The organism is Pseudarthrobacter chlorophenolicus (assembly GCF_000962805.1).
Classification (GTDB): domain Bacteria; phylum Actinomycetota; class Actinomycetes; order Actinomycetales; family Micrococcaceae; genus Arthrobacter; species Arthrobacter chlorophenolicus_A.
Genome location: NZ_JZTW01000006.1, coordinates 57,538 through 81,556 on the forward strand (window position 1 = coordinate 57,538; position 24,019 = coordinate 81,556).

General features: G+C 67.0%; 20 protein-coding genes and 1 pseudogene. 12 read left to right on the forward strand and 9 right to left on the reverse strand.

Annotated elements, in window-relative coordinates; translation table 11 throughout:
• Positions 1–150: 150 nt before the first annotated feature.
• A complete protein-coding gene (locus UC32_RS08065; RefSeq protein ID WP_052690542.1) occupies positions 151–816 on the reverse strand; it encodes a GntR family transcriptional regulator in 666 nt (221 codons plus the stop codon).
• Positions 816–1,496, reverse strand: coding sequence for a GntR family transcriptional regulator (locus UC32_RS08070; protein ID WP_200896352.1), 681 nt, complete (start codon positions 1,494–1,496; stop codon positions 816–818). Before UC32_RS08070 ends, UC32_RS08065 begins: the two co-directional genes overlap by 1 nt.
• A 294-nt stretch (positions 1,497–1,790) precedes the next feature.
• Here UC32_RS08070 and UC32_RS08075 point away from each other — a divergent pair, with 294 nt between their 5' ends.
• From UC32_RS08075 to UC32_RS08105, 7 genes are all read left to right on the forward strand, one after another.
• Positions 1,791–3,176: a protoporphyrinogen/coproporphyrinogen oxidase gene (locus UC32_RS08075; RefSeq protein ID WP_045730722.1), complete on the forward strand. Its 1,386-nt coding sequence runs from the start codon at positions 1,791–1,793 to the stop codon at positions 3,174–3,176.
• A 56-nt stretch (positions 3,177–3,232) separates the two neighbouring features.
• Positions 3,233–4,126, forward strand: a complete 894-nt coding sequence (dapA, locus tag UC32_RS08080) for a 4-hydroxy-tetrahydrodipicolinate synthase (RefSeq protein WP_045730723.1) — start codon at positions 3,233–3,235, stop codon at positions 4,124–4,126.
• A gap of 3 nt (positions 4,127–4,129) precedes the next feature.
• Positions 4,130–5,659 carry an alanine/glycine:cation symporter family protein gene (locus UC32_RS08085; protein ID WP_015938735.1) on the forward strand — a complete coding sequence of 510 codons (1,530 nt, stop codon included), beginning with the start codon at positions 4,130–4,132 and terminating at the stop codon, positions 5,657–5,659.
• Positions 5,656–7,146, forward strand: a complete 1,491-nt coding sequence (locus UC32_RS08090) for an aminobutyraldehyde dehydrogenase (RefSeq protein ID WP_200896353.1) — start codon at positions 5,656–5,658, stop codon at positions 7,144–7,146. The genes UC32_RS08085 and UC32_RS08090 overlap by 4 nt, the downstream gene beginning before the upstream one ends.
• 131 nt (positions 7,147–7,277) lie before the next feature.
• Complete coding sequence (locus tag UC32_RS08095) at positions 7,278–7,859, forward strand: sugar O-acetyltransferase (protein WP_045730724.1); 582 nt, start codon at positions 7,278–7,280, stop codon at positions 7,857–7,859.
• Between the two features lie 10 nt (positions 7,860–7,869).
• A complete protein-coding gene (locus UC32_RS08100; RefSeq protein WP_045730725.1) occupies positions 7,870–8,433 on the forward strand; it encodes a TetR/AcrR family transcriptional regulator in 564 nt (187 codons plus the stop codon).
• A 41-nt stretch (positions 8,434–8,474) separates the two neighbouring features.
• Positions 8,475–9,782 carry an MFS transporter gene (locus UC32_RS08105; RefSeq protein WP_045730726.1) on the forward strand — a complete coding sequence of 436 codons (1,308 nt, stop codon included), beginning with the start codon at positions 8,475–8,477 and terminating at the stop codon, positions 9,780–9,782.
• On the opposite strand, the gene treS is transcribed toward UC32_RS08105, so the two are convergent.
• The gene (gene treS / locus UC32_RS08110) at positions 9,713–12,007 is read right to left on the reverse strand and encodes a maltose alpha-D-glucosyltransferase (RefSeq protein WP_045730727.1); all 2,295 of its coding nucleotides are present in this window, start codon (positions 12,005–12,007) and stop codon (positions 9,713–9,715) included. The genes UC32_RS08105 and treS overlap by 70 nt on opposite strands.
• Before the next feature lie 253 nt (positions 12,008–12,260).
• On the opposite strand from treS, the gene UC32_RS08115 reads away from it, so the two are divergent.
• Positions 12,261–13,751, forward strand: a complete 1,491-nt coding sequence (locus tag UC32_RS08115; protein WP_045730728.1) for an APC family permease — start codon at positions 12,261–12,263, stop codon at positions 13,749–13,751.
• Here the strand turns inward: UC32_RS08115 and UC32_RS08120 are convergent.
• The gene (locus UC32_RS08120) at positions 13,744–14,382 is read right to left on the reverse strand and encodes an AmiS/UreI family transporter (RefSeq protein WP_045730729.1); all 639 of its coding nucleotides are present in this window, start codon (positions 14,380–14,382) and stop codon (positions 13,744–13,746) included. The two genes, UC32_RS08115 and UC32_RS08120, sit on opposite strands and share 8 nt — an antisense overlap.
• A gap of 204 nt (positions 14,383–14,586) precedes the next feature.
• Between UC32_RS08120 and gdhA the strand changes: the two genes are divergently transcribed.
• Positions 14,587–15,924, forward strand: coding sequence for an NADP-specific glutamate dehydrogenase (gene gdhA, locus UC32_RS08125; protein ID WP_045730730.1), 1,338 nt, complete (start codon positions 14,587–14,589; stop codon positions 15,922–15,924).
• Between the two features lie 16 nt (positions 15,925–15,940).
• Here the strand turns inward: gdhA and UC32_RS08130 are convergent.
• A pseudogene (locus UC32_RS08130) lies at positions 15,941–16,905 on the reverse strand (AraC-like ligand-binding domain-containing protein).
• 256 nt (positions 16,906–17,161) lie between these two features.
• Here UC32_RS08130 and UC32_RS08135 point away from each other — a divergent pair.
• Positions 17,162–17,764 (forward strand): DUF1345 domain-containing protein, encoded by a 603-nt coding sequence (locus tag UC32_RS08135; RefSeq protein ID WP_152642590.1) that lies wholly within the window; start codon positions 17,162–17,164, stop codon positions 17,762–17,764.
• An 86-nt stretch (positions 17,765–17,850) separates the two neighbouring features.
• On the opposite strand, the gene UC32_RS08140 is transcribed toward UC32_RS08135, so the two are convergent.
• Together UC32_RS08140 and UC32_RS08145 are read right to left on the reverse strand one after the other, a co-directional pair.
• The gene (locus UC32_RS08140) at positions 17,851–18,027 is read right to left on the reverse strand and encodes a CsbD family protein (protein WP_045730732.1); all 177 of its coding nucleotides are present in this window, start codon (positions 18,025–18,027) and stop codon (positions 17,851–17,853) included.
• A gap of 135 nt (positions 18,028–18,162) precedes the next feature.
• Positions 18,163–18,801, reverse strand: a complete 639-nt coding sequence (locus UC32_RS08145) for a TetR/AcrR family transcriptional regulator (RefSeq protein WP_045730733.1) — start codon at positions 18,799–18,801, stop codon at positions 18,163–18,165.
• Positions 18,802–18,878: 77 nt separating this feature from the next.
• Here UC32_RS08145 and UC32_RS08150 point away from each other — a divergent pair, with 77 nt between their 5' ends.
• Both UC32_RS08150 and UC32_RS08155 read left to right on the forward strand, forming a co-directional pair.
• Positions 18,879–20,864 carry a primary-amine oxidase gene (locus UC32_RS08150; protein ID WP_045730734.1) on the forward strand — a complete coding sequence of 662 codons (1,986 nt, stop codon included), beginning with the start codon at positions 18,879–18,881 and terminating at the stop codon, positions 20,862–20,864.
• Positions 20,851–21,420, forward strand: coding sequence for a hypothetical protein (locus tag UC32_RS08155; RefSeq protein WP_045730735.1), 570 nt, complete (start codon positions 20,851–20,853; stop codon positions 21,418–21,420). The genes UC32_RS08150 and UC32_RS08155 overlap by 14 nt, the downstream gene beginning before the upstream one ends.
• Before the next feature lie 79 nt (positions 21,421–21,499).
• Here the strand turns inward: UC32_RS08155 and UC32_RS08160 are convergent, their stop codons facing one another.
• Both UC32_RS08160 and UC32_RS08165 read right to left on the reverse strand, forming a co-directional pair.
• Positions 21,500–23,260: a glycoside hydrolase family 35 protein gene (locus UC32_RS08160; protein WP_045730736.1), complete on the reverse strand. Its 1,761-nt coding sequence runs from the start codon at positions 23,258–23,260 to the stop codon at positions 21,500–21,502.
• A 13-nt stretch (positions 23,261–23,273) separates the two neighbouring features.
• Positions 23,274–24,014 carry a YesL family protein gene (locus UC32_RS08165; protein ID WP_412178018.1) on the reverse strand — a complete coding sequence of 247 codons (741 nt, stop codon included), beginning with the start codon at positions 24,012–24,014 and terminating at the stop codon, positions 23,274–23,276.
• Positions 24,015–24,019 lie beyond the last annotated feature (5 nt).

A 24,019-nucleotide genomic window follows, 5' to 3' on the forward strand; every position in this document is an offset into this window, starting at 1 on the left:
CCCGCCTTTGGGCGCAACAGCGCTGGCCGCGGAAATCGCTTCTGGAGCCGGGCTGGTGTCGTGGAAGAGGTCTTGCTCGATCAAGCGTCGACACTTGATATATTAGGAGAGTAGGGTGCGCTGGATCACAAATCAATACCTGGGCGGATGTTACGCGCGGAGGTACTCGTTGAGCCCGTTGAGCTGCGCGGTCATCAGGCGCGAAGCCTCCGCCCCATCCCTGTCGAGAATGGCCTGGACTACGCCGCCCAGTTCCTGCAACTGCTCCAGGATCAGCGGCCGGCGCTCCAGCATCAGTCCCAGTATCCGGGTCCACAGGTTGGCGTAACGCAGCAGGGTTTCTTCCAGGTGGCTGTTGCCGGCCGCCCGGTAAACCAGTTGGTGCACGGCCAGGTCAAGGCGCATCAGGTCGCTTTGTTCGACGCCGGCAGGGTCCAGTGTGCGGATGATCTCCCGGTACTTCTCGAAGGTCTTGCGGGCATTGGTGCTGGCCAGCCGTGCCGCCAATTCCGCTGCCATGGGTTCCAGGGCCTGGCGCAACTGGGCGATTTCCTCCGGGTCGGCAAAGTCGATGGGCGCCGCATAGGCCCCCTTGCGCGCATGCGACACCACCAGCCTGTCACCTTCCAGTCGGCGCAAGGCTTCCCGGATGGGCGTCCGGCCCATCTGCATTTCCTTCGAAAGCTGGGTCTCGTTGATGGACTCATTGGGCCGGATCTCGAGCATGATCAGCCGGTCGGCGATGACGCGGTAGGCAACGTCGTTGAGGGACTCCTCAACGCGTTCCGCCCGGCCCACCAGGGGAATGTCGAGCACTACGGTGTGGCCTGCTCGGCGAGCCTGGCCCTGATGCGCTCTGTGGCATCCACGAGGGAGGCCTCGTTCACCGCTGCCGCGGCCGCTGCATCACCGTTGCGTGCCGCCGTCACAAGGTCCTGCTGGTACCGCCACAGCGAATCGTCAGTGCCGGAGTCCAGCGAACCCTGGGCGCCGACGATCTTGTACGCCCGGCACTGTTGCCAGAGCGTCCGGATCATCTGGAGCAGCACCGGGTTGCCGCTGGCCTGGTACAGGATGGCCAGCATCGCCTCATCGTGGTCCAGCAGGGCGATTACCCGTTGTTCGTCGATGGCCTTGCGCATCAGTTCGTATTCGGACTGCATCCTTTGGCAGTCCTCGGGCGTGATGTTTTCGCTGCCCAGCCTGGCCGCCTCGGTTTCCAGGAGCCTGCGGACGCCGTAGACGTGGATGAGTTCCTCGAAGGTCAGGCTCTTGACCACGGCCCCCTTGTGGGGCTCCCGCTCTGCCAGGCCCATCTCCTCCAGCCGGCGGATCGCCTCACGTACGGGCATCACGCTGGTGCCCACCTGCTCGGCGAGGTCCCGCACCTTGAGCCGGGAGCCAGCCGGAAGGTCGCCGCTGAGGATCGAGGCGTGGATCATCGCAAAGACCTGATCCGTCAGCAGGGTGGGCTCGATGCGCTTGGAAATGACCACCCGTCCAATATACGGCCGGCGGGAGACGCGCCCGGCCGGCTCAATCAGCGAGCCCCCGAAGGCCAAAGAAATCTTCGCTGAAACTATTGTGTGATCTGTGATCACATCTTATGGTGGTTTGAGTCACACAGATTGGATCCACAGGTTCCGGCTTCGCCCGACAGTGAAGCCCGACGGCGGCGCGGCACCTCGGGCGTTCTCCGGAACCAGGGCCGTGCCGGCCCACGCAACTTCGGGACGCAGCCACCGACGGCGGCTACCGGGCACAACGAACAACAGCAAGGAAATGGTCAGATGAAAGACGCAGTAATCGTTGGCGGCGGACTCGCCGGCCTCTCGGCGGCCTGGCGGCTGCGGCACTGGGACACAGTGGTCCTGGAATCCGGCGCCCGGGTGGGCGGACGCATCCGTTCAGAACGGCGCGGTGACTACTGGCTGAACTGGGGCGGGCACGTCTTCGCCGGCGCCGGTTCCTCCACGGATGCCCTGCTCAACGAAGTCGGCGTCATGGCCGTCCAGATCCCCGGCTCCCTGCAGGGGCTGTCCATGAACGGCAAGTTCATCAAGAAGGGACACATCGCCACCTACCCCTTCCGCATCCCCATGTCCCTGGCCGCCCGCGTCGACACCATGCGTGCCGGCCTGAAGGTGGTCAGCGGAGTGGCCAAGTACACCGGTGTGGTGCGCAAGCGCATCGGCGAATCAGGGGCCATGCGCCAGCAGCGGATCTACGACTTCGAGAACAGCACCTCCTTTCAGGACTTCGTGGGCAACCTGTCCGAGGACGCCGCCGCCCTGTTCAAGACCACCGTGACCCGGTCCGCCGGAGACATGGACCAGATCTCCGCGGGCGCCGGCATCGGCTACTTCAGCCTGGTCCTCGGTTTCGGCCAGGGGCTCAGCCAGGGCATCGTGGGCGGACCGTCCACCCTGACCGAATCCATCGCCGCGGCACTGGGTGACCGCATCGAGCTCGGCGCGGTGGTGCACGAAGTAGTCCACAAAAAGGATTCCGTGCTGGTCAGGTACCGCCAGGACGGCGTCGACCGCGAAGTGGAGGCCCGCACCGTGGTCCTGGCCACCACTGCCGACGTCTCGCACAAGATCGGCGTGGACCTTCCCGAAGAGCTTCGCGGGGCGCTGGGCCAGATCAAATACGGCCCGCACGTGAGCACCGCCTTCCTGACCAACGAAACCACTGCGAAGCCGTGGGATGACATCTACGCCATCGCCGCCCCCAAGCGCTCCTTCGCGATTGCCCTGAACCAGGCGAGCATCGTGCGCGGCACCGAATCCGTCCGCAAGCCCGGTGGCAGCTTCATGACCTTCTCGCCCGCCAGCCTCGGCAAGGCCCTGCTGGAGAAGCCTGAGGAGGAGGTCATCAAAACCCACCTCACCGATTTGGACCAGGTGCTGGGCCACGGCTTCGCGGACAGCGTCGTCGAAGCCAAGGTGGACCGGTGGAAGAACGCCTCGCCGTATTGCTTCCCGGGCCGGGCAAAGATCCAGTCCACCCTGATGCGCGGAACCGACCGCGTCTTCCTGGCCGGCGACTACCTGGGCACGCTGTACACCGAAAGCTCCATCACCACCGGGTTCTCCGCCGCGCAGGAAGCTGCCAGCGTGCTGGCCACCCACCGCCAGGCACCGCCGCTCTCCGGCCTGTCAATCGTCGCCTGACCCCAGGCCCAAAAACCTCCATCCCTGACCCCCGTACTTCAGTAAGGAAACACTTCATGTCCCACGCACTCCGCGGTGTCCTCACCGCCTTGACCACCCCCTTCAAGCAGGACGAATCCCTCGACGTCGAGACCCTGCGCCTGATCGTCGACCGCTCCATTGACGCCGGGGTTGACGGCGTTGTGGCAGCCGGTTCCACCGGCGAGGTGGGGGCGCTGTCCTCCGAGGAGCGGTTGCTGCTCATCGAAACCGTCATCAGGCAGGCCAACGGCCGTGTCCCGGTGATCGCCAACACGGGCGCCACCTCCACGGCTGAGGCCATCCGCCTGTCACAGGCCGCCGAGAAGCTGGGCGCCGACGTGCTCATGCTGGTCACGCCGTACTACGAGCCGCTGACCCTCGAGGAAACCGTCACCTACATCAAGGACGTGGCCAACTCGGTCACCATCCCGGTGATGCTCTACAACATCCCGGCCGTCACCGGCGTCAACCTGGACCCGGCCACTGTCCGCGCGCTGGCCGAAGACGTGGACAACATCCGCTACATCAAGGACTCCAGCGCCAACTGGGAACAGGCCCTGCAGCTGATCCACCACCACAGCGACGTCATCGGCACCTTCATCGGCTGGGACGTCTACCTCTACAGCGCCCTCGTGGAAGGTGCTGCAGGCGTCATGGCCGGCACCGCCAACGTTGTCCCGGCTGAGATCGTCGATGTGAGCCGACGCATCGCCGGGGGCGACCTGCAGGGCGCACTGGAGCAGTGGAAGAAGGTCTACCCCGTGATCGATGCCCTCCTGTCCGTTCCGTTCATCCCTGCCGTGAAGGCTGGCCTGACGCTCCAGGGCCTTCCGGCCGGATCGCCCCGCCGCCCCACCGCGGACCTCGCCAGCGAAGACCTGGGCCGGGTCAAGCAGGCATTGTCCGCCCTGTACCAGACCGTCGGCTAGGCCATGGATTCCGATTTCGGCGCTTTCCTGTCCACCGTTTCCGACGCCATCTGGGCGCCCATGGCCTACGTGGTCCTGGGCCTGGGTGTTGCCTACTCCATTGCCACCAAGGGCATCCAGTTCCGCCGCATCCCGGACATGCTCCGTCAACTCAAGGACAGCGAAGGGGGAGAGGGCGGCCTGTCCTCCTTCCAGGCACTCGTGCTGGCACTGGCCAGCCGCGTGGGCGTGGGCAGCATCGCCGGCGTGGCCACGGCGGTGGGCGCCGGCGGGCCCGGCGCCCTGGTATGGATGGCCATAACCGGCCTGGTGGGCTGCACGGTGGGCTACGCCGAAGCCGCGCTGTCCCAAACCTTCAAGCGCCAGGTCCAGGATGAGGACCGGCGGAACGCCAACGAGGATATCGGCGGCATGCCGTACTACATCAAGTACGGCCTGAAGCTTCCCAAGGTGGGCGCCCTGGTGGCCGTGCTCGGCGTCATTGGCTACGGCTTTGTCTTCCCCGGCCTGCAGGTCAACACCATCGCCGCAACCGCCAAGCTCGCCTTCGGCCTGGACAGCTGGATCCCCGCGATCCTGGTGACCGTGCTGATCGCGCTCGTCATCTTCGGTGGCACCGGCCGCCTCGTGAAGGTCACCCAGGCACTCGTGCCGGTCCTGGCCATCGGCTATCTGGTCCTGGCCCTGGCGGTCATCGCCATCAACTTCGGCAGCGTCCCCGCCGCCGTCGCACTGATCTTCCAGTCCGCCATCGGCATCCATCCACTCCTGGGCGGCATCGCCGGCGCTGCCGTGGCCTGGGGCGTCCGCCGGGCGGTCTTCGCCTCCTCGAACGGGCTCGGCGAGGCAACCTTTGCCGCGGCAGCGGCCCGCACCTCGCACCCCGCAAAGCAGGGCCTGGTCCAGACCTTCAGCATCTACATCGACGTGCTGCTCATCTGCATGGCCACCGGGCTCATGATGGTGGTTTCCGGCAAGTACAACGTGGCCGACGGATCCGGCGGCTACCTGGTCAACAACCTGCCCGGCGTGCCGGTCGGTGCCAACTGGGTGCAGGAATCGATCGACACCCTGGTCCCGGGCTGGGGCGCCGGCTTCGTTGCCGTTGCCGTCCTGCTCTTCGGCTTCACCTGCCTGCTCGCCTACTTCTACGTCGCCAACTCCAACCTCCTTTACCTGCTGGACGGCAGGCCGGGGCAGCTGTGGAAGAACGTCCTCAAGATCGGCACCATGGCCATTGTGTTCTTCGGATCCATCGTGAACGCGCAGATCATGTGGGCCGCCGGTGACATCGGGCTTGGCCTGATCGCCTGGGTCAACCTGATCTGCCTGGTCTTCCTGTTCCCGCTGGTCCGCCGGATCCACAAGGACTACGAACGCCAGCGGAAACTCGGCCAGGACCCCACCTTCGACCCCAAGGCGCTGGGTATTGAGGGCGCCGACTTCTGGGAGGAGAAGGTTCCCGTCGAGCACCACCACCATCACCTGCACCACACCAGCCGTTCCACCGAAAGGACTTCAGGCACGCCATGACCACCGCAGAAAAGACATCCTTCACGGTCCTCCGGGCGGAGACGCCGCCCGTACCGGCACTCCCTCCGTTTGGCCAGTTCATCGGCGGAAAGTTCGTCCCCTCCACCTCGGGTGAGACGGCCGACGTCGTCAACCCGGCCACCGAGGAAGTCCTCACCCAGGTGCCGGCCGGCACGGCGGAAGACGTGGACGCCGCTGTCGCAGCGGCCGTTGCCGCCAAGGCGTCCTGGGCCGCCACCACGCCGCGGGACCGTTCGGCGGTGCTGCTGAAGATCGCGGACATCATCGAGAAGAACCGGGAAGTCTTCGAAACGCTGGAGTCCGCCAACACCGGCAAGCCCGCGGCCGTGGCTGAGGACGACATCTCCAGCGCCATCGACACCTTCCGGTTCTCCGCCGGTGCGGCCCGTGCCTTCAGCACGCTCGGCGCGGACGACTACGCAGAGAACCACACCTCGGTGATCCACCGCGAGCCGGTGGGCGTTGTCGGCGTCATTACGCCCTGGAACTACCCGCTGCTGATGGCGGCCTGGAAGATCGCCCCGGTCCTGGGCGCCGGCAACACGCTGGTGCTCAAGCCGTCCGAGCAGACGCCGCTGGCCACCCTCAAGCTGGCCGAACTGATCGCTGACGAGGTTCCGGCCGGCGTCGTGAACATCGTCACCGGCCCGGGCCGCGTGGTGGGCAACCGCCTCTCCGAGCACCCCGGCGTGGACCTGGTTGCCATCACCGGCAGCGTGGGCAGCGGCCAGAAGGTGGCCGCCAGCGCAGCCGCCTCGGTCAAGCGCGTCCACCTGGAACTTGGCGGCAAGGCGCCCGTCGTCGTGTTTGACGACGCCGACCTCGAGGCCGCTGCCAAGGGCGTCCGCAGTGCCGGATTCTGGAACGGCGGCCAGGAATGCGGCGCCGCCTGCCGCGTCCTGGTCCACGAATCCGTGGCCGAAAAGTTCACCGAGCTGCTGGTCCGCGAAATCAGCGAGATCACCGTGGGCACCCCCGGCGCCGGCGACGCCGAGATCGGCTCGATGATCTCCAAGGCGCACTACGAACGTGTCCTTGCCGCACTCGAGGACGTCCGCAAAGACGGCCACACCATTGCCGTCGGCGGCAACGCCATCGAAGGCCAGGGCTACTTCATCGAGCCCACCGTGGTCACCAACGTCCCGGCCGGAGCCCCGATCACCAGCAACGAGATCTTCGGCCCCGTGGTGTCAGTGGAGACCTTCAGCACCGACGAGGAAGCCGTTACCCGGGCCAACGAAACCATCTACGGCCTGGCCGCATCGGTGTGGACCAAGGACTCCGCCCGGTCACTGACCGTTCCGCGGCGCCTGGACTTCGGCACGGTCTGGGTCAACTCGCACCTGGTCATCGCCACCGAGATGCCGTGGGGCGGCTTCAAGGGCTCCGGCTACGGCCGCGACCTGTCCAGCTATGCCCTGGACGACTTCTCCCGCACCAAGCACGTCATGTACAACCGCGGCTAAGGCAACTTGCCGCAGTTCCAAGACCCCGCCGCAGCGCCTCCGGTGCCGCGGCGGGGTCTTTCCATGTGTTAAATGCAGCCCTGTCTATTCAGTCTTGTCCGTACGGGGAGCCGTTGTGTACGATCGTACGCATGACCGATTACTTCGCGGGCGATCCGCGCACCAACCGCGAGCGGATGCTGGCCGGGGACCTCTACATCGCCGATGACCCGGACAACGCCAAGGCGTTCCACCGCGCCCTGAAGCTGCAGGCCCAGTACACGGCGGCCTATATCGAGGACCCGGAATCGGCCCGTCCCATCCTGGCGGAACTGCTGGGATCCGTGGGAGCCAACGTGGATGTCCGGCCGCCGATCACCGTGGACTACGGCAGCTCCATCACCGTGGGCGAAGGTACCTTCATCAACTCCAACCTGACGGCCCTTGACGTCGCCGCGATCACCATTGGACGGGACTGCCAGATCGGCCCCAACGTGCAGCTGCTGACCCCCACCCATCCGCTCGAAGCCCAGCCGCGCCGGGACAAGCTCGAAGCGGCCAAGCCCATCACCATCGGGGACAACGTCTGGCTGGGCGGCGGCGCGATCGTCCTTCCGGGCGTGAGCATCGGGGAGAACTCCGTGATCGGTGCGGGCGCCGTGGTCACCAGGGACGTCCCCGCCAACGTGGTGGCCGTGGGGAACCCGGCCCGGGTGGTCAAGGACCTGCCGTGAGGGTTTCCCCATGGCAGTGACCCAGCGCCGCTTCGACCCGGAACGGCGGGACCGCATCATCTCCGCGGCCCTGGACGTCATCGCCGAAGCCGGGGTGGCCGGGGCGTCCCACCGAAAGATCGCAGCCCGGGCGGATGTGCCGCTGGGCTCCATGACCTACCACTTCACCGGCATGGATGAGGTGCTGCGTGAAGCCTTTACCCGTTTCGCGGCCACCATCGCCGTCCGTTTCGAAGCCCGGATGGCGCAGGCAACCACCTTCGACGAGGCCCGCGCCGCCGTGGTTGACCTGATCCACGAGGACCTCACGGGCTCAGCCCGCGAACTGGTCCTCACCCAGGAGCTGTACACCCTGGCCGCCCGCGAACCGGTTTACCGGAAGATCACCCACGCCTGGATGAAGCAGAGCCGCGACGCGCTGGTCCGGCACTTCGACCCCGCCACGTGCCGGATGCTGGACGCCCTGATCGAAGGCTTGTCCCTCCACGCCGCGCTGGACACCGAAGAACACCACCGGGCCGCCACGGCCGAGGCGGTGGCCCGCATCACCACGCCCGCCGCAACACACCACTGACGCAGCGCACCCCTGACCTGACACCCCAGAAAGGCCATCCCATGGCTTCCTCCGAAACCCCTGCCCTCCCGCAAGCCCGGCTCCGCCGGGCACGCATCGGCGTGGCACTGCTGTTCCTGACCAACGGTGCACTCTTCGCCAACCTCCTGCCGCGCTACCCGGCCATCATGGATGAACTGCACCTCTCCAACGCGCAGTTCGGCCTGGCGGTGGCGGCCTTTCCGCTGGGCGCACTGGTGGCGGGACTGGGCGCCGCCGCGCTGATCCGGCGCTTCGGTAGCGCAGCGGTGGCGGTAGCCGGCACCGTGCTGACCGGGGCCGGGGTGCTGGCGGCCGGAGTGGCGCCATCCTGGGCGCTGCTGGCCGGCGCGCTCTTTGCCGCTGGTGCCGCCGATGCCATCACGGACGTGGCCCAGAATTCGCACGGGCTCAGGGTGCAACGCCTGTACGGCCGGTCCATCCTGAACTCGTTCCATGCGGTGTGGAGCATCGGCGCCGTCCTGGGCGGGCTGATGGGCGCCGGTGCTATCCTGGCCGGGTTGTCCCGCGGGCTCCACCTCGGCCTGTCCTGCCTGGTCTTCGCGGCCATGGCATTTGCCGCCTCGAGGCTGCTCCTGCCGGGCCATGATCCCGCAGCCGTGGAGGAGGCTGCCCAGGCAGCGGGGATGGCCAAAACCGCAGGACGGCCGCGCCTGAAGATCTGGGCAATCCTGGCCGCCTTGGTGCTGATTGCAGTTTCAGGAAGCCTGGTGGAGGACGCCGGCAGCACCTGGGCCGCCGTCTACCTGTCCGGTTCCCTGGGGGCTGCCGCTTCACTCGCAGCCCTGGGTTATGTGTCGCTGACCGGCGCCCAGTTCGTTGGCCGGCTGGTGGGGGACCGGCTGGTGGACCGTTTCGGCCAGCGCGCAGTCGCCCGCTGCGGCGGCCTGATCGTGCTCGCCGGCATGGGCTTTGCCCTGGCCTGGCCCACAGTCCCCGGAACCATCGCCGGGTTCGCCGCCGCCGGCCTGGGTGTGGCCACCCTGGTCCCGGCCGCCATGCACACCGCGGATGAACTGCCCGGGCTGCGGCACGGCACCGGACTGACGCTGGTCAGCTGGCTGATGCGCCTGGGCTTCCTCTGCTCACCACCCGTCGTGGGGCTCATTGCCGACGCCACCAGTGTGCGCACCGGCCTTTTGGTGGTCCCGCTCGCCGGGGTCCTCGTCATCTTCCTGGCCCAGGTGCTCCCGCCACGGCGGGGCGTACTCCCGTTACCGAAGCAGCCCCGCCCCGGGGATCAGGCCCCCGTGGCCGCGGAGCCGTCGTCGTCCGCTTCTTCAACCTCAAGCAGCAGCGCGGTGCCCTGATACGCCGGCAGGTCGATGAAGAAGCTGTGCAGGTCATCCACCTGGCCCACGGTTTCACCGCTGAAGAGGTCGCGCACGCTGGCGCCCGGCGGAAGGTGGGTGGACCGGACACTGCCGGAGATGTCCTGGCCGGAGAAGTTGAGCACAGTGATTTCGACGCCGCCGCCGGCCAGCCCGTTGACCAGGACCAGCAGGCCGCGGTGCGAAACGTCCGGCACGTCCAGTAGCGTTCCGGTGGCAATGCCGTGCTCCTCCCGTACCGCCAGGATCCGCTGGAGCCTGCGGGCAAAGGAGTTTTCATTCTCGAGCTGTTCCGGGAGCGGCCCGTAGAGGCTGCGGGCGCGGGGCATCCCGGAGGATGAGGCCGTGGCGTCCGGGCTGGTGCCCATGATGTCGTGGGCGCCGCGGTTGATCCAGCGGGTGTCGCCCTGCGCGATCAGCTCCCCAACGGTGCCGCGGTCCAGCACCGAAATCCCGGTGAGGTCCCAGCCGGACAGTGCGAACACGCCCGGCTGCAGCGCGTTGTACATGGACAGCAGGATGTGGGCGTCCAGGACCTGCGCTTCCTGCTCCGGCGTGAGTTCCTCCGGATCCTGGATCCCCAGGGTGGCCATGATGAAACTGACAGTGGTGCAGGCGATCCCGTTCATGGTGAACACGGAGTTGTAGGGGGCGTTTTCGCCGGTGAGCCGCTCCCGCATGGTCTGCTGGACGTGCTCGGCGATCTGGCACCCGGTCATTTCCTGGCCGCCGAGCTCGAAGACGTCGTCCCGGTGGCCCGCGGCGAAGTGCATGAGTTCGTAGGTGAGCTCGTCGTGGTTCTGGAGGGCATGGACCAATGAAGCCTGGTCCACCCCGATCTCCTGGGAGAGCCGGAGCGTGAGCCGCAGGAACTCCGTATCCCCCGTGACCAGTGCGAAGTGGTACGCGGGACGGGTGATGAAGTCGTAGGAAAGGTCGGGGCCCGATTCGGAGGTGGCCTTGATGTCGTCGATGGTGAGGTTCAGTTCCTGGAAGGAGAACCCGCCCACCTTGCGGATCATGGAACCGATGAGCTGGTTGGCGGCCTCGGACAGCGGGTGCCCCTCGGACCAGCCCGGCTCCTCCTCGGCGCTCTTCTCCACGCCCAGGAACCCGTTGGCATCGAGCCGCAGGGCGCCGGTGCCAAGGTCCACCAGCGAGTGCAGGGCATCGCCCACCACCAGGCGCATGCCGGCGAACGTGGGGTCCAGCCAGTTAATGGACGGCTGGCCGGCCTTGAAGTAATGGAGGTAGACCCAGCGGCGGGTCTTTCCGGTGGTGTCCACGATGGCCCGCGTGGCGCTCCAGTTGGTTTCCTTCACACCGGGTTCGTAGAAGATCACGCGCTGCAGGCGGCCGATGATGTAGCCGGCTTTTTGCAGTGCCTGTTCTGCGTCCGGGCTGAGGTTCACCGAGTCCTTGCCTTCGGGGACCTCCGGCAGCAGGTGCCAGTCCTCCTCGGGGATGTCCACCATGTGGTAGATGCCGGGGTAGTCCCGGAAGTTCATTTCGGCGAGGCGGAAATCGGCGCCCTTGCCGGTGTGGCCCGGAACGATGTCGTCGATGATGGTGCCGCCGTGCTCCGCGGCCACTTCGCACATCCGCCGGAATTCATCCTCGTCGCCGAACACCGGATCGATGCCCATGCTGATCCGGTCGAAGTGGCCGTCCACGCTGGGGGTCTGCATCCACCCGCTGATGCCGCCGGCCAGCTTGACCGGCCCGGTGTGGATGGCCCGGATGCCGATGTTCCGGAACGCCTCCCACATTCCCTCGTCGCCCAGGGCCGACAGGAAGGACTGGCCGGGTTGGGTGATGAAGGACAGGGGATAGGCGGTGAACCACACGGGCGCGCGTTCGACGGCGGCACGCGGGTTGGGGTGCGCGTAGGAGTTTTGCCACATGCTGGCCTGGCCCGAGAGTTGCCGGGCGAGCGTGTTGGCATCCCCGAGCATCGCCTGGTTCCGCAGCCATTCGACGTAGGCGGCGTTGCGTCCGTCGAACTCGAAGGACGGCCTGGTGGCAAGGTACTGGCGGCGCCGGGCGATGGGCCTCAGGGCTTTGGGGCGTGCCGGGTAGAACTGTTCGTCGTAACTGATCTCCGCGTCGGCTGCCTGCTCGGTGGCAGCGGCCGTCTCCTGGCCTTCTTCGGCGTCGAGGGCATCTGCTTCAAAAATCCCCTCGCTGGTGGTCGGTTCGCTCATGGTTCCTCTTTCCGAAGGTTACTTCCATGGCCCGGAGGCGAAACCCCGGGACACCTTGCGCACGAATTCACCGTACCCCGGCGGGCAAGGGCTATTCGCGGAACCGCGGCGGTGCGGCAGTAAAGGACTGTCATACGCACCGCTGCGCTCACGGACAAGAACCGGTCGCTGGCGGACAAACGGGCGCCTGCGCTCCGCTGCGAAGCTGGATTCCTCAACATCTTCCCCGCTCATGACCGTGAGAAGGACCCTTATGAGTATTTCGAATTCCGAACCCCGGACCACTGACGCTCCGGCCAGGGAGCACTCCACAGCCCTCCGCGCCGGAAGCGTCGGAGTGATGGGCATTCTCTTCTTTGTCCTGTCCGCCCAGGCTCCGCTGACGGGCATCGTGGGCGCCTCACCGCTCGCCGCAGCCCTGGGCAACGGCGCCGGAGCCCCGGGCGCCTACCTGATTGTCGGCGTCGTGATTGTGATCTTCGCGGTGGGCTTCGTGGCCATGAGCCGCAGGATCCAGGCCAACGGCGCCTTCTACGCCTATGTGACGGCGGCGTTCGGCCGGAAAACCGGTGCGGGTGCGGCCTGGCTGGCCCTGCTGGCTTACAACACCATCCAGGGGGCCATGTACGGGCTGTACGGTGCAGCATTCTCGGGGCTGCTCGCCTCCGTGGGCCTTGACGTTCCGTGGTGGGTGCTGGCGCTTGCCACCATGGCCGGCGTCCAGGTGCTCGGGTCCCTGAATATCGAACTCGGTGCCCGCATCCTGGCCCTGCTGGTGGGGCTGGAGGTGGCTGTGCTGCTGCTGTTCGGCTTCACCGTGCTCTTCAGCGGCGGCGGCCCGGAGGGGATCAGCGTTGCGGCGTCCTTCTCGCCCCAGGCCATCGGCGCCGGCGCCCCCGGTGTGGCCATCATGTTTGCCGTGGCGTCCATGTTCGGGTTCGAATCCACCGCCATCTACTCGGCCGAAGCCAAGGACCCGCACCGCACGGTAGCGCGGGCCACCTACCTGTCCGTAGGCGTCATCTCGGTGTTCTTTTCCTTCATTTCCTGGATGCTGGTCAGCTACTACGGGCCGGCAAGGGCGATGGACGCCGCCGGGGCAGCCCTGGAATCGGGAGATGCCACCTCCTTCGTGCTCGGCCCCATGGTGGAACTCTTCGGTCCGTGGGCGGGGACGGTCACCGGCATCCTGCTGGTGACGTCGCTGCTGGCCGGGATCATTGCCTTCCACAACGGCATCAACCGCTACCTGCATTCGCTGGCGCTCCGCGGTTCCATGCCCGCCCGGGTTGCCCGGACCAACCGGCACCGCGCACCCGCCGTAGCCGCGTGGATCCAGACCGCCGCCGCCGTCGTCCTGGTGATGCCGTTCGCGGCACTTGCCCTGGACCCCGTCCTCACCCTGTTCTCCTGGTTCAGCGGGCTCGCCGTGGCCGCGCTGCTGGTGCTGTACATGCTCTGCTCCGTGGCCGTCGTCGGTTTCTGCCGCCGCGAATCCGCCGGGGCCGGGCTGTGGCAGACGCTGATCGCGCCGGCGCTCGCATCCGCCCTGCTCGCGTGGGTCCTCTACCTCGTGGTCAGCAACTTCACGGCCCTGATCGGCGGCAGCGCGGAAACAGCGGCGGCCCTGCTGGCCGCCGTGCCCGTGGTCTTCGTGGCAGGGGTGCTGGTGGAAGCCAGGGTGCAGCGCCACTTGGACCGTGCCGGCCAGGGAACGGCTAACCCGGACCTGCGGCTCAGCTGAGCGTTGCCCGGCCGGTGGCGTTGCCGGGCGGCAACGGATTGGCCCGGTGCGGAGCCGAGGCTTCGCGCCGGGCCAGCCCGTGCGCGGCACAGAACAGCCCGGCCACCATGATGGCTGCCACCCAGGCGGCCTCCGGGCCGGCAGGCCAGTTGCCGGCCAGCCCCAGGAAGGCCGGAACGGTGGCCGTAACGGGGCTGGCCAGCACCAGGGCCCATCCGATAAAAGGGTCCATCCGCTTCCGGCCCAGTGCCAGGGAACCGAACAGGGAGCCCCACAGCACAGCCCAGGCGAGCCACAGGACTGCCAGCAGGGGATCGGCGCCGAGCCAGGCCGCGGCGAGCAACAACCCCAGCCCGGCCACCATGCCGCAGAACCAGCCCAACCCCTTCGATCCCAGCTGCAGCAGCGCGTCCAGCCCCACGTAGACATAGGTCAGGCCGAACAGGAACATGCCGGCCACCGTCAGCGGCAGCGCCGCGCCATCCGCCGCGGACATGAGTCCCAGCAGCAGCTGGACTGACCCCACCACCAGGTTCAGGATGGCGGCATCCCGCCACGGCAGCCGGTTAAGGGTGGCCAGGCCGTTAACCAGCAGGACGGCGCCGGAAAGCAAAAGGCAGAGATACGCCATTTCAGGCCACCTGTAAGCCGCGGAGGTGAGGGCCACCGAATATCGCTGAATGGAATTTCGTTGTCACAATACGGAGATTAGCGGAAGTTTGGGGCTTCACTTGGCGGCCGGCAGTCGCAATCGGTTAGGTTGAAACGTAAACCTCTTGGGACAGCGCCGCCTCCTGTGTGCCGTCCCGCGTACGGCCACGGTAAGGAAAACATCATGGATGCTCGGCTCGAGGCCATCAGGGACACCGTCCTGGCCAGGAACCCCGGCGAAGCGGAATTCCACCAGGCTGTGGTGGAAGTCTTCGAAAGCCTGGGACCAGTTCACGACAGGCACCCCGAGTTCCTCGAAGCCGCCATCCTGGAACGGCTGTGCGAGCCCGAGCGGCAGATCATCTTCCGCGTCCCGTGGACCGACGACGCCGGGCGGGTCCAGATCAACCGCGGCTTCCGGGTGGAGTTCAACTCAGCCCTGGGCCCCTACAAGGGCGGCCTGCGGTTCCACCCCTCCGTCTACCTGGGCATCGTCAAGTTCCTGGGTTTTGAACAGATCTTCAAGAACGCGCTCACCGGCATGCCCATCGGCGGCGGCAAGGGCGGCTCTGATTTCGATCCCCGCGGCCGCAGCGACGCTGAAGTCATGCGCTTCTGCCAGTCCTTCATGACCGAGCTCTACCGGCACATCGGCGAATACACCGACGTGCCGGCCGGCGACATTGGCGTGGGCGGCCGCGAAATCGGCTACCTCTTCGGCCAGTACAAGCGCATCACCAACCGGTACGAATCGGGCGTCCTCACCGGTAAGGGCATCTCCTGGGGCGGGTCCCTGGTCCGCCCCGAGGCCACCGGGTTTGGCACCGTCATCTTCACCCAGGAAATGCTGAAGACCCGTGGATCCTCCTTCGACGGCCAGCGCGTGGTGGTTTCGGGTTCCGGCAACGTTGCCATCAACGCGATCGCCAAGGCGCAATCGCTGGGGGCCACCGTGGTGGCCTGCTCCGATTCGTCAGGCTATGTGGTGGATGAGGCGGGGATCGACGTCGCGCTTCTCCGTGAGGTGAAGGAAGTGGAGCGCGGCCGCCTGAAGGACTACGCGGAACGCCGCGGCGGCGTCTCCTACGTGGACGGCGGTTCCGTGTGGGACGTTGACGCCACGGTGGCGCTGCCCTGCGCCACGCAGAACGAGCTCGACGGCGATGCTGCTGCCCGCTTGGTGCGCGGCGGCCTCCTGGCGGTGGGCGAGGGCGCCAATATGCCCTCCACTCGCGACGCTGTTGCGGTGTTCCAGGATGCCGGGGTGCTATTCGGACCCGGCAAGGCAGCGAATGCGGGCGGGGTGGCCACCTCGGCCCTGGAGATGCAGCAAAACGCCAGCCGGGATTCATGGTCCTTCGAACACACCGAGGAGCGGTTGACCGAGATCATGGTGGGCATCCACCACCGCTGTGCGTCCACCGCCGACGAGTATGGCCAGCCGGGCAACTACGTGCTGGGCGCCAATATCGGCGGGTTCGTGAAGGTGGCCGATGCCATGCTGGCCCAGGGCCTGATCTAGCCCGGGCAGGCCTGATCTAGCTGCCCCGGCGCCAGTCCGACGGCGGCACGCCAAACGCATCCCGGAACGTGCGGCTGAAGTGTGCCGCATCCAGGAAGCCCCAGCGGGCGGCCACGGCGCCGACAGGCAGCCCGGCGTGCAGCGGGTCCCGGAGGTCGCGGCGGGCACCTTCCAGCCGCTGGGTCCGGATCCAGGTGGCCACCGTGGTCCCGGACTCGTGGAAGACGTTGTGCAGGTGCCGGGTGGAAATGAAATGCGCCGCGGCGATGCTGGCCGGCGAAAGCAGTGGATCTGACAGGTTCGCGTCAATGTACTCCCGCACCGCCACCGCCAGAAGGGCCTGCGGCTTCATCCGGTCTGGGGAGATGTCCATTTCGGCGTGCAGCATGGTGGACACCAGGTCCAGGGCGTTGGCCGCGAGCCTTGAGCCGCTGGGTCCGTTGAGCACGTCCAGGTTTTCTGACAGCTGCCGGATAAAGTGGCCCACGATGCCGCTGAGGCCGCCGTCGCCCGCCATCCGCACCGCCGCCAGCTGGCCCACATAATCCGTGGGCAGGGCGAGGGTGTCGCAGGGGAACATCACCACCATGATCCGGGTGGTGTGCTCGAAGGCCAGGGTATAGGGCCGGTTGGTGTCATAGATGGCGAGGTCACCGGGCCGGAGCAGCGCTTCACGGTTGTCCTGGATCAGCAGTCCGGTGCCTTCAAGCTGCAGGTTCAGTTTGAAGTACCGCTCGTGGGCCCGGGAGATGAGCGCCGGCGTGCGGTGGACCTGGTGGGATGTGGCAGTGACCTCCACGATGGACATCCGGTCCAGGACCCTGGAGCGCAGTCGCCCCGGAAGCCGTCCGCGTCCGCCGTCTCCGCCGCCAACGGCACGAAGGATTCGGCCACCAGGTGCTTCCAGTGGTCGAAGGATGAGGCGGTACTGACGGCGAGGGACTGGCTTGCGGGGACCGTAGCCCGGACGGGTGCTGGCATGGCTGCTCCTGACGAGTGGTCACTCGGACGTTCCCCCGGAACTGTGCCGTGGAACACAGTGACAACAGGTTAGGGTCCGCGGAATCTTTTTTCAACACCTGGCGAAAAAAGGCGACGGCGGCACTTTCCCGCGTGCCGCCGTCGAACGTCCCCCGGATGCGCCGCGGCGTGGCATGATCGGCCCATGGGAGCCTTGAAAGGTCCAGGCGGGACGCAGAGGGATTTCAATGCGCGCTCGCATCACTCCCGGCTGCGCATGCTGGTGATGCTTGCCGTCGGGCTGGTTACGGCGCTGCTGGTGGGCGCCTCGGGAGATTGGGCCTACGCGCCCGCGCTGGGCTGGGCAGCGGCGTCCGCCACCTACCTGGCCTGGGTCTGGAGTGTCATCGGGCGCCTGGGGCCGGAGGCTACCGCCGCCCATGCGCGGCGTGAAGACCCGGGGCGGGTGTTTTCCGATGCGCTGGTCCTGACTGCCACAGTGGCAAGTTTCGCCGGCGTGGGCCTCATCCTTGTCGATGCGTCAACGGCGGAAGGGTTCGCCAAGGATGCCATCGTGGCCATGGCGCTGGGCAGCATCGCCCTGTCCTGGTTCCTGGTCCACACCCTCTTCACCTTGCGGTACGCCTCGATCTTCTACCAGGACCGGGGCGGGATCGATTTCAACGGGGAAGAACCTCCCCGCTACAAGGATTTTGCGTACCTGGCCTTCACGGTGGGCATGACGTTCCAGGTTTCGGATACGAGCCTCAAAACGCGGGCGATCCGCGGCACGGTCCTCCGGCAGGCCCTGCTGTCCTACCTCCTGGGAACCATCGTTCTGGCCACCACCATCAACCTGGTCTCGGGCCTCGTCCGCTGAGCAGGGCGATGAGGAGCCCGGACATGCGAATGGGTGCAGTTCCTGAGGGAACTGCACCCATTACGGCACCGGTGGCCAGCCTGTGGCTAGTCCTTCTTGAAGGCGTCCTTGACCTTTTCGCCGGCCTGCTTGAGGTCAGCCTTGGCCTGGTCCGTCTTGCCTTCGGCCTTCAGGCTTTCATCGCCCGAGGCGTGGCCGGCAGCTTCCTTGCCCTTGCCGCCAAGCTTTTCCGCGGCATTGTCAATCTTGTCGTCCAAACCCATGAGCTGCTCCTTGCGTTCGTACCCGCTCCGGGGTGTCCCGGAACCTGACCCTTTAATACTAAGCATGCTTTTGGTTTCAGCGGCCTTTTTCCGGCGCCTTTTGTGCGAACTCCCAGCTTTCCTGCCCGGCGGACGTCAGTTCCGGAGCAGCTCCAGGTAGCCTTCCAGTTGCGCCTCGTGGCCGAAGTCCGTCCGGCCCGGCGGGGCGAGGGCGGCCTCGATTTGGGCGCCGAGCAGCATATTGAGGAGCTGGCTGGCCAGGAGGGAATCATCGACGGCGGTGCGAACGTCGCCGCTGTTCCTTGCCTCAGCGAGGTAGCGCCGGATGGTGTCCGCCCATTCCTCCATGGACTGCCGGTGGATTTCCGCCTTCCCGGGATCGGTGACCGCCTTCTGCCAGAACGGGATCACGATGCGGGCCTCGTTGATGCGTTCCTCGTCCAGTGGAAGCACTTCGAGGCAGAAGGCCTGCAGGGCATCGAGCCCGGTCCTGCCTCCGGTGACGTCCGCAATGCGCCGGTTGGTCCGGTTGAACACATGGCCGAACGCGAACTCCAGGAGTGTGTCCTTGGTGGGGAAGTAGGGTTTCAGGGCTCCGTTTGCGAAGCCGGCCTCCAGGGCGATTTCCCGCATGGTGGCGCCTTCCATGCCTTGCCTGGCGATGATCCGCCAGGTGGCATCCACAAGCTCGAGGCGCCGCTCGTCGTGGTCAACAATCTTCGGCACCGCGGCCCACTCCCGGATATTTTTTTGGCTCGGACTCTTGTGGGCCATGTTACGGACCTTTATTCTCTACAACTATAGAAAATAAACCACCGGCAGCTGGCGACGGCCCGATCAAAGGTTTTCCCATGACGCTTACCCCCATCGAAACCACCACGGCTTTGGCCCCAGCATCTGCCTATGGGCCGGTCACGGCCCCGGAGATCCTTGAGGTGCGTGCCATCCTCCAGGCCAGTGGGCTCTTTGGCCCGCAGCACCGCATCGCTTACCTGGGGTTGCTGGATCCGGCACGCATCACCGACCCACACAGCGCGGACACTACCGGTGACGCCGGCGCGGCGAACCGCCGGTTCCGTATCTTCGTGCACGACGTCTCCGGCGCTGCGCCCCGCGACGTGGTGGTCTCCGTGACGCACCAAAAAGTGGAGACCGCCGTCGAACTGGATACCGCCGTGACCGGAGAGCTGCCGGTCCTCGAGGAGGAGTTCGAGGTAGTGGAATCCCTCCTGGCCACCGACGAACGGTGGCTGAAGGCACTCGCGGACCGGGGACTCGACGTCAAGAAAGTCCGCGTCGCGCCGCTCTCGGCCGGCGTGTTCGAATACCCGGAGGAAAAGGGGCGCCGGATCCTCCGCGGGCTGGCGTTCGTCCAGGAGTTCCCGGAGGACAGTGCGTGGGCGCACCCGGTGGACGGCCTGGTGGCCTACGTGGACGTGGTTCGCCAGGAGGTCACCCAGGTGATCGACCTCGGTGCCATGCCCATCCCGGCCGAGCACGGCAACTACACAGACCCTGAACTGACCGGACCCATCCGCGAAACCCAGAAGCCCATCAGCATTACCCAGCCGGAAGGTCCCAGCTTCACTGTCACCGGCGGGAACCACGTGGAATGGGAAAAGTGGAGCCTGGACGTGGGGTTCGATTCCCGCGAAGGCGTGGTCCTGCACAACATCGCCTTCCAGGACAGTGACCGGAAGCGGCCCATCATCAACCGTGCCTCCATCGCCGAGATGGTGGTGCCCTACGGCGACCCGTCACCCATCAGGTCCTGGCAGAACTACTTCGACACCGGCGAATACCTGGTGGGCCAGTACGCCAACTCCCTCGAACTCGGCTGTGACTGCCTGGGCGAGATCACCTACCTCAGCCCGGTCATCTCCGACGCGTTCGGAAACCCCCGCGAGATCCGCAACGGCATCTGCATGCACGAGGAGGACTGGAGCATCCTCTCCAAGCACTCCGACCTCTGGAGCGGAATCACCTACACCCGCCGCAACCGCCGCCTGGTGATCTCCTTCTTCACCACCATCGGTAACTACGATTACGGCTTCTACTGGTACCTCTACCTGGACGGCACCATCGAGTTCGAGGCCAAGGCCACCGGCGTTGTGTTCACCTCGGCGTTCCCCGAGGGCGGCTCGGACAACATCTCCCAGTTGGCCCCCGGCCTGGGTGCCCCGTTCCACCAGCACCTGTTCAGCGCCCGGCTGGACATGGCGGTGGACGGCTTCACCAACCGGGTAGAGGAAGAGGACGTCATCCGGCAGGTGATGGGGCCGGGGAACGAGCGTGGCAACGCGTTCTCCCGCCGGCGCACGCTGCTGGCCCGGGAATCCGACGGCGTCCGGGAGGCCGATGCGCGGGCCGGCCGCACTTGGATCATCTCCAACCCGGAATCCCGCAACCGGCTGGGCGAACCGGTGGGCTACAAGCTCCACTCCCACAACCAGCCCACGCTGCTCGCCGACCCGGAATCGTCCATCGCCCGCCGTGCCGCGTTCGCCACCAAGGACCTGTGGGTTACCCGCTACGCCGAGGAGGAGCGCTACCCCACGGGCGACTTCGTGAACCAGCACTCCGGCGGCGCCGGGCTCCCCGCCTACGTGGCACAGGACCGGGACATCGACGGCCAGGACATCGTGGTGTGGCACACCTTTGGCCTGACCCACTTCCCGCGGGTGGAGGACTGGCCCATCATGCCCGTGGACACGGTGGGCTTCAAGCTCCGCCCAGAGGGCTTCTTCGACCGCAGCCCCGTCCTCGACGTCCCCGCGAACCCGAACCGGCAGGCATCCTCCTGCCACACCGAGGGCGGCAGCGGTGGCTGCCACTAGCCTGGTCCCCGCTCCCACGGCTGCCCCGGCGGCGAAGCGTACGACGACGGCGGCGGGCCGGGTCCGTGCCAAACGGCCCGTCCTGCACGCCCGGCTGGTGGCCGTAGTCACCGCGGTGTCCTGCGCAGCCCACCTGTGGCTGGCCGCTTCGGGCCACCACGGCCTGTGGCTGGGGATCCTGATGGTGGCGCTCGCCGCCGTCTGCGTTCCCTGCACTGTCCATATCTGGCGGCACAGCGCGGGACCTGCCCGGGGTTCCGGCGCGCTGCACCAGGTCACGGCCTCCGCGCTGGTGATGGTGGCCGTGCACGCCGCCCTCCTGCTGTCCGGCATGGGAAGCGGCGGTGCGGGGCACGCCCACGGCGGGGCGCCGGCGTCGTCCGCTGCGGCTGTCTCCGGTGCGGGAACGGAAGCCGCCGCGCAACTGCTGCTGGTCATCGGACTGGAACTGGCCACGGCGCTGCTGGCGGCCACGCTCGTGGCCCGGCTCCGAACCGCGCGCCAGCCTGGACTGAACAACCAGCCGTCACGCCGGGCACGCTTTTGGCTTCCCTAAGACTGGTGTCCCCCGAAAAACCGGGGCTCCGCCGTCGGGCGCCCTCCGAAAGGATGCTGTGCGTGACGCGGCCCAGGGGCTACTTTTCGTCCGGGCCAAGGTCCGGGGCGGCCACGAAGCGGACCTCCCGGGTGGCGCTGCCCTGCAGTTCCAGGATGGCGAGCTCATTGACGCCCGCGCGGATGAGCGGACCGGGCACGAACAGCGTCCGCTGCGGGCCGCGGCTCCAGTAACGGCCCAGGTTGAAGCCGTTCACGAACGCGTTGCCCTTGGTCCAGCCGTCCAGCCGGAGATACCTGTCATCGGGCCCGTCGGCCTCGAACGAACCGAACGAAACCGAGGGACCCGCCACGCCAGCAGGGCCGGAACTGTCCGCCGGAAACTCCACGGCTGCTGCCCGGAACGGGTCCAGCGAAGAGAGGTCCACGGCGCGGATGCTCCAATCCTCCAGTTCAGCACCGTCGAGCAGCGCCGGGCCGATCAGGCCTTTCGCCTCGCCGATCCGCGGCCCGTAGTTCACCCGGCCCTGGTCCTCCACCAGGACCTGAAGGAGTCCGCCGCGGGGGAGGACAATGCTGCGCTCGCCGAGCTCCCGGCTGAGCGTGCCAACCGGGAAACCGTCCAGGAAGAATTGCGCGCGGTCGCGGATTTCGCTGAAGGCGAGGACGCCGCCGCCGTCCAGCTGCCGTTCGTAGAGGAAGAATCCGCGGTATTGTCCGGTGGTTTCGCTCGGCGGCACGGAACCGGGGACGGTCACGGCGGGGAAGGCCGCGGCGGTGTCCAGGAGCGGGGCACTCGACGTTACCGATACCGCTGATGCCGGGACAGCAGCCTGGCGCTCCGGTACCTCCGCGGGAACCGGGAAGTGCTGGGCAATGACGTCCCGGAACGCGAAGTACTTCTCCGTGGGGTGGCCGTCCTCGGTGAGCGGGGCGTCGTAGTCGTAGGAGGTGATGGTGGGTTCGTAGATGCCCTTGTCGTTGGCGCCATTGGTGAAGCCGGAGTTGGTGCCGCCGTGGAACATGTAGATGTTGACCGACGCTCCGGCGGAGAGCAGGGCGTCCAGCTCTGCCGCGGACGCTGCGGCGTCGGTGGTGTGGTGGTGCGTTCCCCAGTTGTCGAACCAGCCGTTCCAGAACTCCGCGCACATCAGCGGCCCGTCCGGCTGCCGCTCCCGCAGGAAGGCCAGCCGCTCATCCGCGCGCGAACCGAACGTGCCGGTCTTGTGCAGCCCGGGCAGCGAGCCGTCCTCGATCATGGTCCCGAAAGGCTGGTCGCAGGTGAACAGCGGAACCTCGACGCCGGCCTGCTTCGCCGAGTCCACGAGGTGCTGCAGGTAGGCCTTGTCCGAGCCATACGCGCCGTATTCGTTTTCGATCTGGAACAGGATCACCGGACCGCCCCGGGTAATCTGCCGCTCCACCACAATGGGCAGCAGCCGGTCCATGAACCCGTCCACGGCCGCCAGGTACCCGGTCTCGCTGCTGCGCACCCCGATGGCGGGGTCCGTGAACAGCCAGGCCGGCAGCCCGCCGTTGTCCCACTCCGCGCAGATGTAGGGCCCGGGCCGGACGAGCGCCCGCATGCCCTCGGCCGCCACCAGGTCCAGGAAGCGGCCCAGGTCCAGGCCGCCATCGGTCCGGAAGGCTCCGGGAGTAGGGGAGTGCTCGTTCCACGGGACGTACGTTTCGATGGTGTTCAGGCCCATGAGGCGAGCCTTGCGGATCCGGTCCGCCCACAGGTCCGGGTGGACCCGGAAGTAGTGGATGGCGCCGGAGAGGATGCGGAACGGCTCGCCGTCCAACAGGAAGTCGCGGCTGCCGATGGCAAAGGTGTGCACGGTGGATCCCAAATCAGTTGGCGGTTTGGAGGGCGGCTGAGAAGGCGTAGGAGGCGTTGCTCCAGACGACGAAAAGCAGCGGAGCGGGTGCCAGGGCGACGCCAAGGACCGGCTGCAGGAGCGCGGCGGAGGCGATGATGCCCAGGAGCACCAGCATGGCGAGGCTGAGGTACCAGCGCCGGACCGCCAGGTAGAGGGCTGCCTTGAGCAAGTCCTTGAGTCCGGCCGCGGGCAGGAGTACGACGCCGGCAATCGCCATCACGGTGACACTTACCGTGGCTGCGGCTGCTGCGGCGATCACGGGTACCAGCAGCGCCGCTGCCGGCATGGACTGGACAATCACCAGGTCCACGCCGAGGAAGAGCAGCACCGCGATGGCTGCCACTCCCAGGGGTGCGGACCGGCGGAAGCCGCGCCGGTAGCCCCGCAGGAAGGAGGCCACCGGCTTTGCCGCGGCGCCGTCGTCGTGCAGTGCCTGGAAGGCGGCGAACAGGCCGGCGAGCGACGGCGGGATGGTGACGGACAGTGCCAGGAAGAACGGCCACGCGGCGGCGGGGTCGGCCACGAGGGCCAGGCACAGCACCAGCGGGGCATTGGCGAAAGCCATCAGCACGTTCCCGGCCAGGAAGGTGTAGATGAAGCCGAAGATGCCGCCGAACGTTTCAAAGCCGGGGGAGGGGATCCTCCCGGCCAAGCTACGTCGGTTTGCCTGCGCCGGACGCTGCGTTGTGCCCTGGCTCGGGTGGTGTGCCACGTTCG

What these genes read in the sequence shown, in the direction of transcription:
- UC32_RS08085 (WP_015938735.1), top strand. Translation starts at nt 4,130, where the DNA reads ATGGATTCCGATTTCGGCGCTTTCCTGTCCACCGTTTCCGACGCCATC.
- UC32_RS08105 (WP_045730726.1), top strand. Translation starts at nt 8,475, where the DNA reads ATGGCTTCCTCCGAAACCCCTGCCCTCCCGCAAGCCCGGCTCCGCCGG.
- UC32_RS08090 (WP_200896353.1), top strand. Translation starts at nt 5,656, where the DNA reads ATGACCACCGCAGAAAAGACATCCTTCACGGTCCTCCGGGCGGAGACG.
- treS (WP_045730727.1), bottom strand. Translation starts at nt 12,007, where the DNA reads ATGAGCGAACCGACCACCAGCGAGGGGATTTTTGAAGCAGATGCCCTC.
- UC32_RS08140 (WP_045730732.1), bottom strand. Translation starts at nt 18,027, where the DNA reads ATGGGTTTGGACGACAAGATTGACAATGCCGCGGAAAAGCTTGGCGGC.
- UC32_RS08100 (WP_045730725.1), top strand. Translation starts at nt 7,870, where the DNA reads ATGGCAGTGACCCAGCGCCGCTTCGACCCGGAACGGCGGGACCGCATC.
- UC32_RS08145 (WP_045730733.1), bottom strand. Translation starts at nt 18,801, where the DNA reads ATGGCCCACAAGAGTCCGAGCCAAAAAAATATCCGGGAGTGGGCCGCG.
- UC32_RS08075 (WP_045730722.1), top strand. Translation starts at nt 1,791, where the DNA reads ATGAAAGACGCAGTAATCGTTGGCGGCGGACTCGCCGGCCTCTCGGCG.
- UC32_RS08120 (WP_045730729.1), bottom strand. Translation starts at nt 14,382, where the DNA reads ATGGCGTATCTCTGCCTTTTGCTTTCCGGCGCCGTCCTGCTGGTTAAC.
- UC32_RS08095 (WP_045730724.1), top strand. Translation starts at nt 7,278, where the DNA reads ATGACCGATTACTTCGCGGGCGATCCGCGCACCAACCGCGAGCGGATG.
- gdhA (WP_045730730.1), top strand. Translation starts at nt 14,587, where the DNA reads ATGGATGCTCGGCTCGAGGCCATCAGGGACACCGTCCTGGCCAGGAAC.
- UC32_RS08115 (WP_045730728.1), top strand. Translation starts at nt 12,261, where the DNA reads ATGAGTATTTCGAATTCCGAACCCCGGACCACTGACGCTCCGGCCAGG.
- UC32_RS08135 (WP_152642590.1), top strand. Translation starts at nt 17,162, where the DNA reads ATGCTGGTGATGCTTGCCGTCGGGCTGGTTACGGCGCTGCTGGTGGGC.
- UC32_RS08150 (WP_045730734.1), top strand. Translation starts at nt 18,879, where the DNA reads ATGACGCTTACCCCCATCGAAACCACCACGGCTTTGGCCCCAGCATCT.
- dapA (WP_045730723.1), top strand. Translation starts at nt 3,233, where the DNA reads ATGTCCCACGCACTCCGCGGTGTCCTCACCGCCTTGACCACCCCCTTC.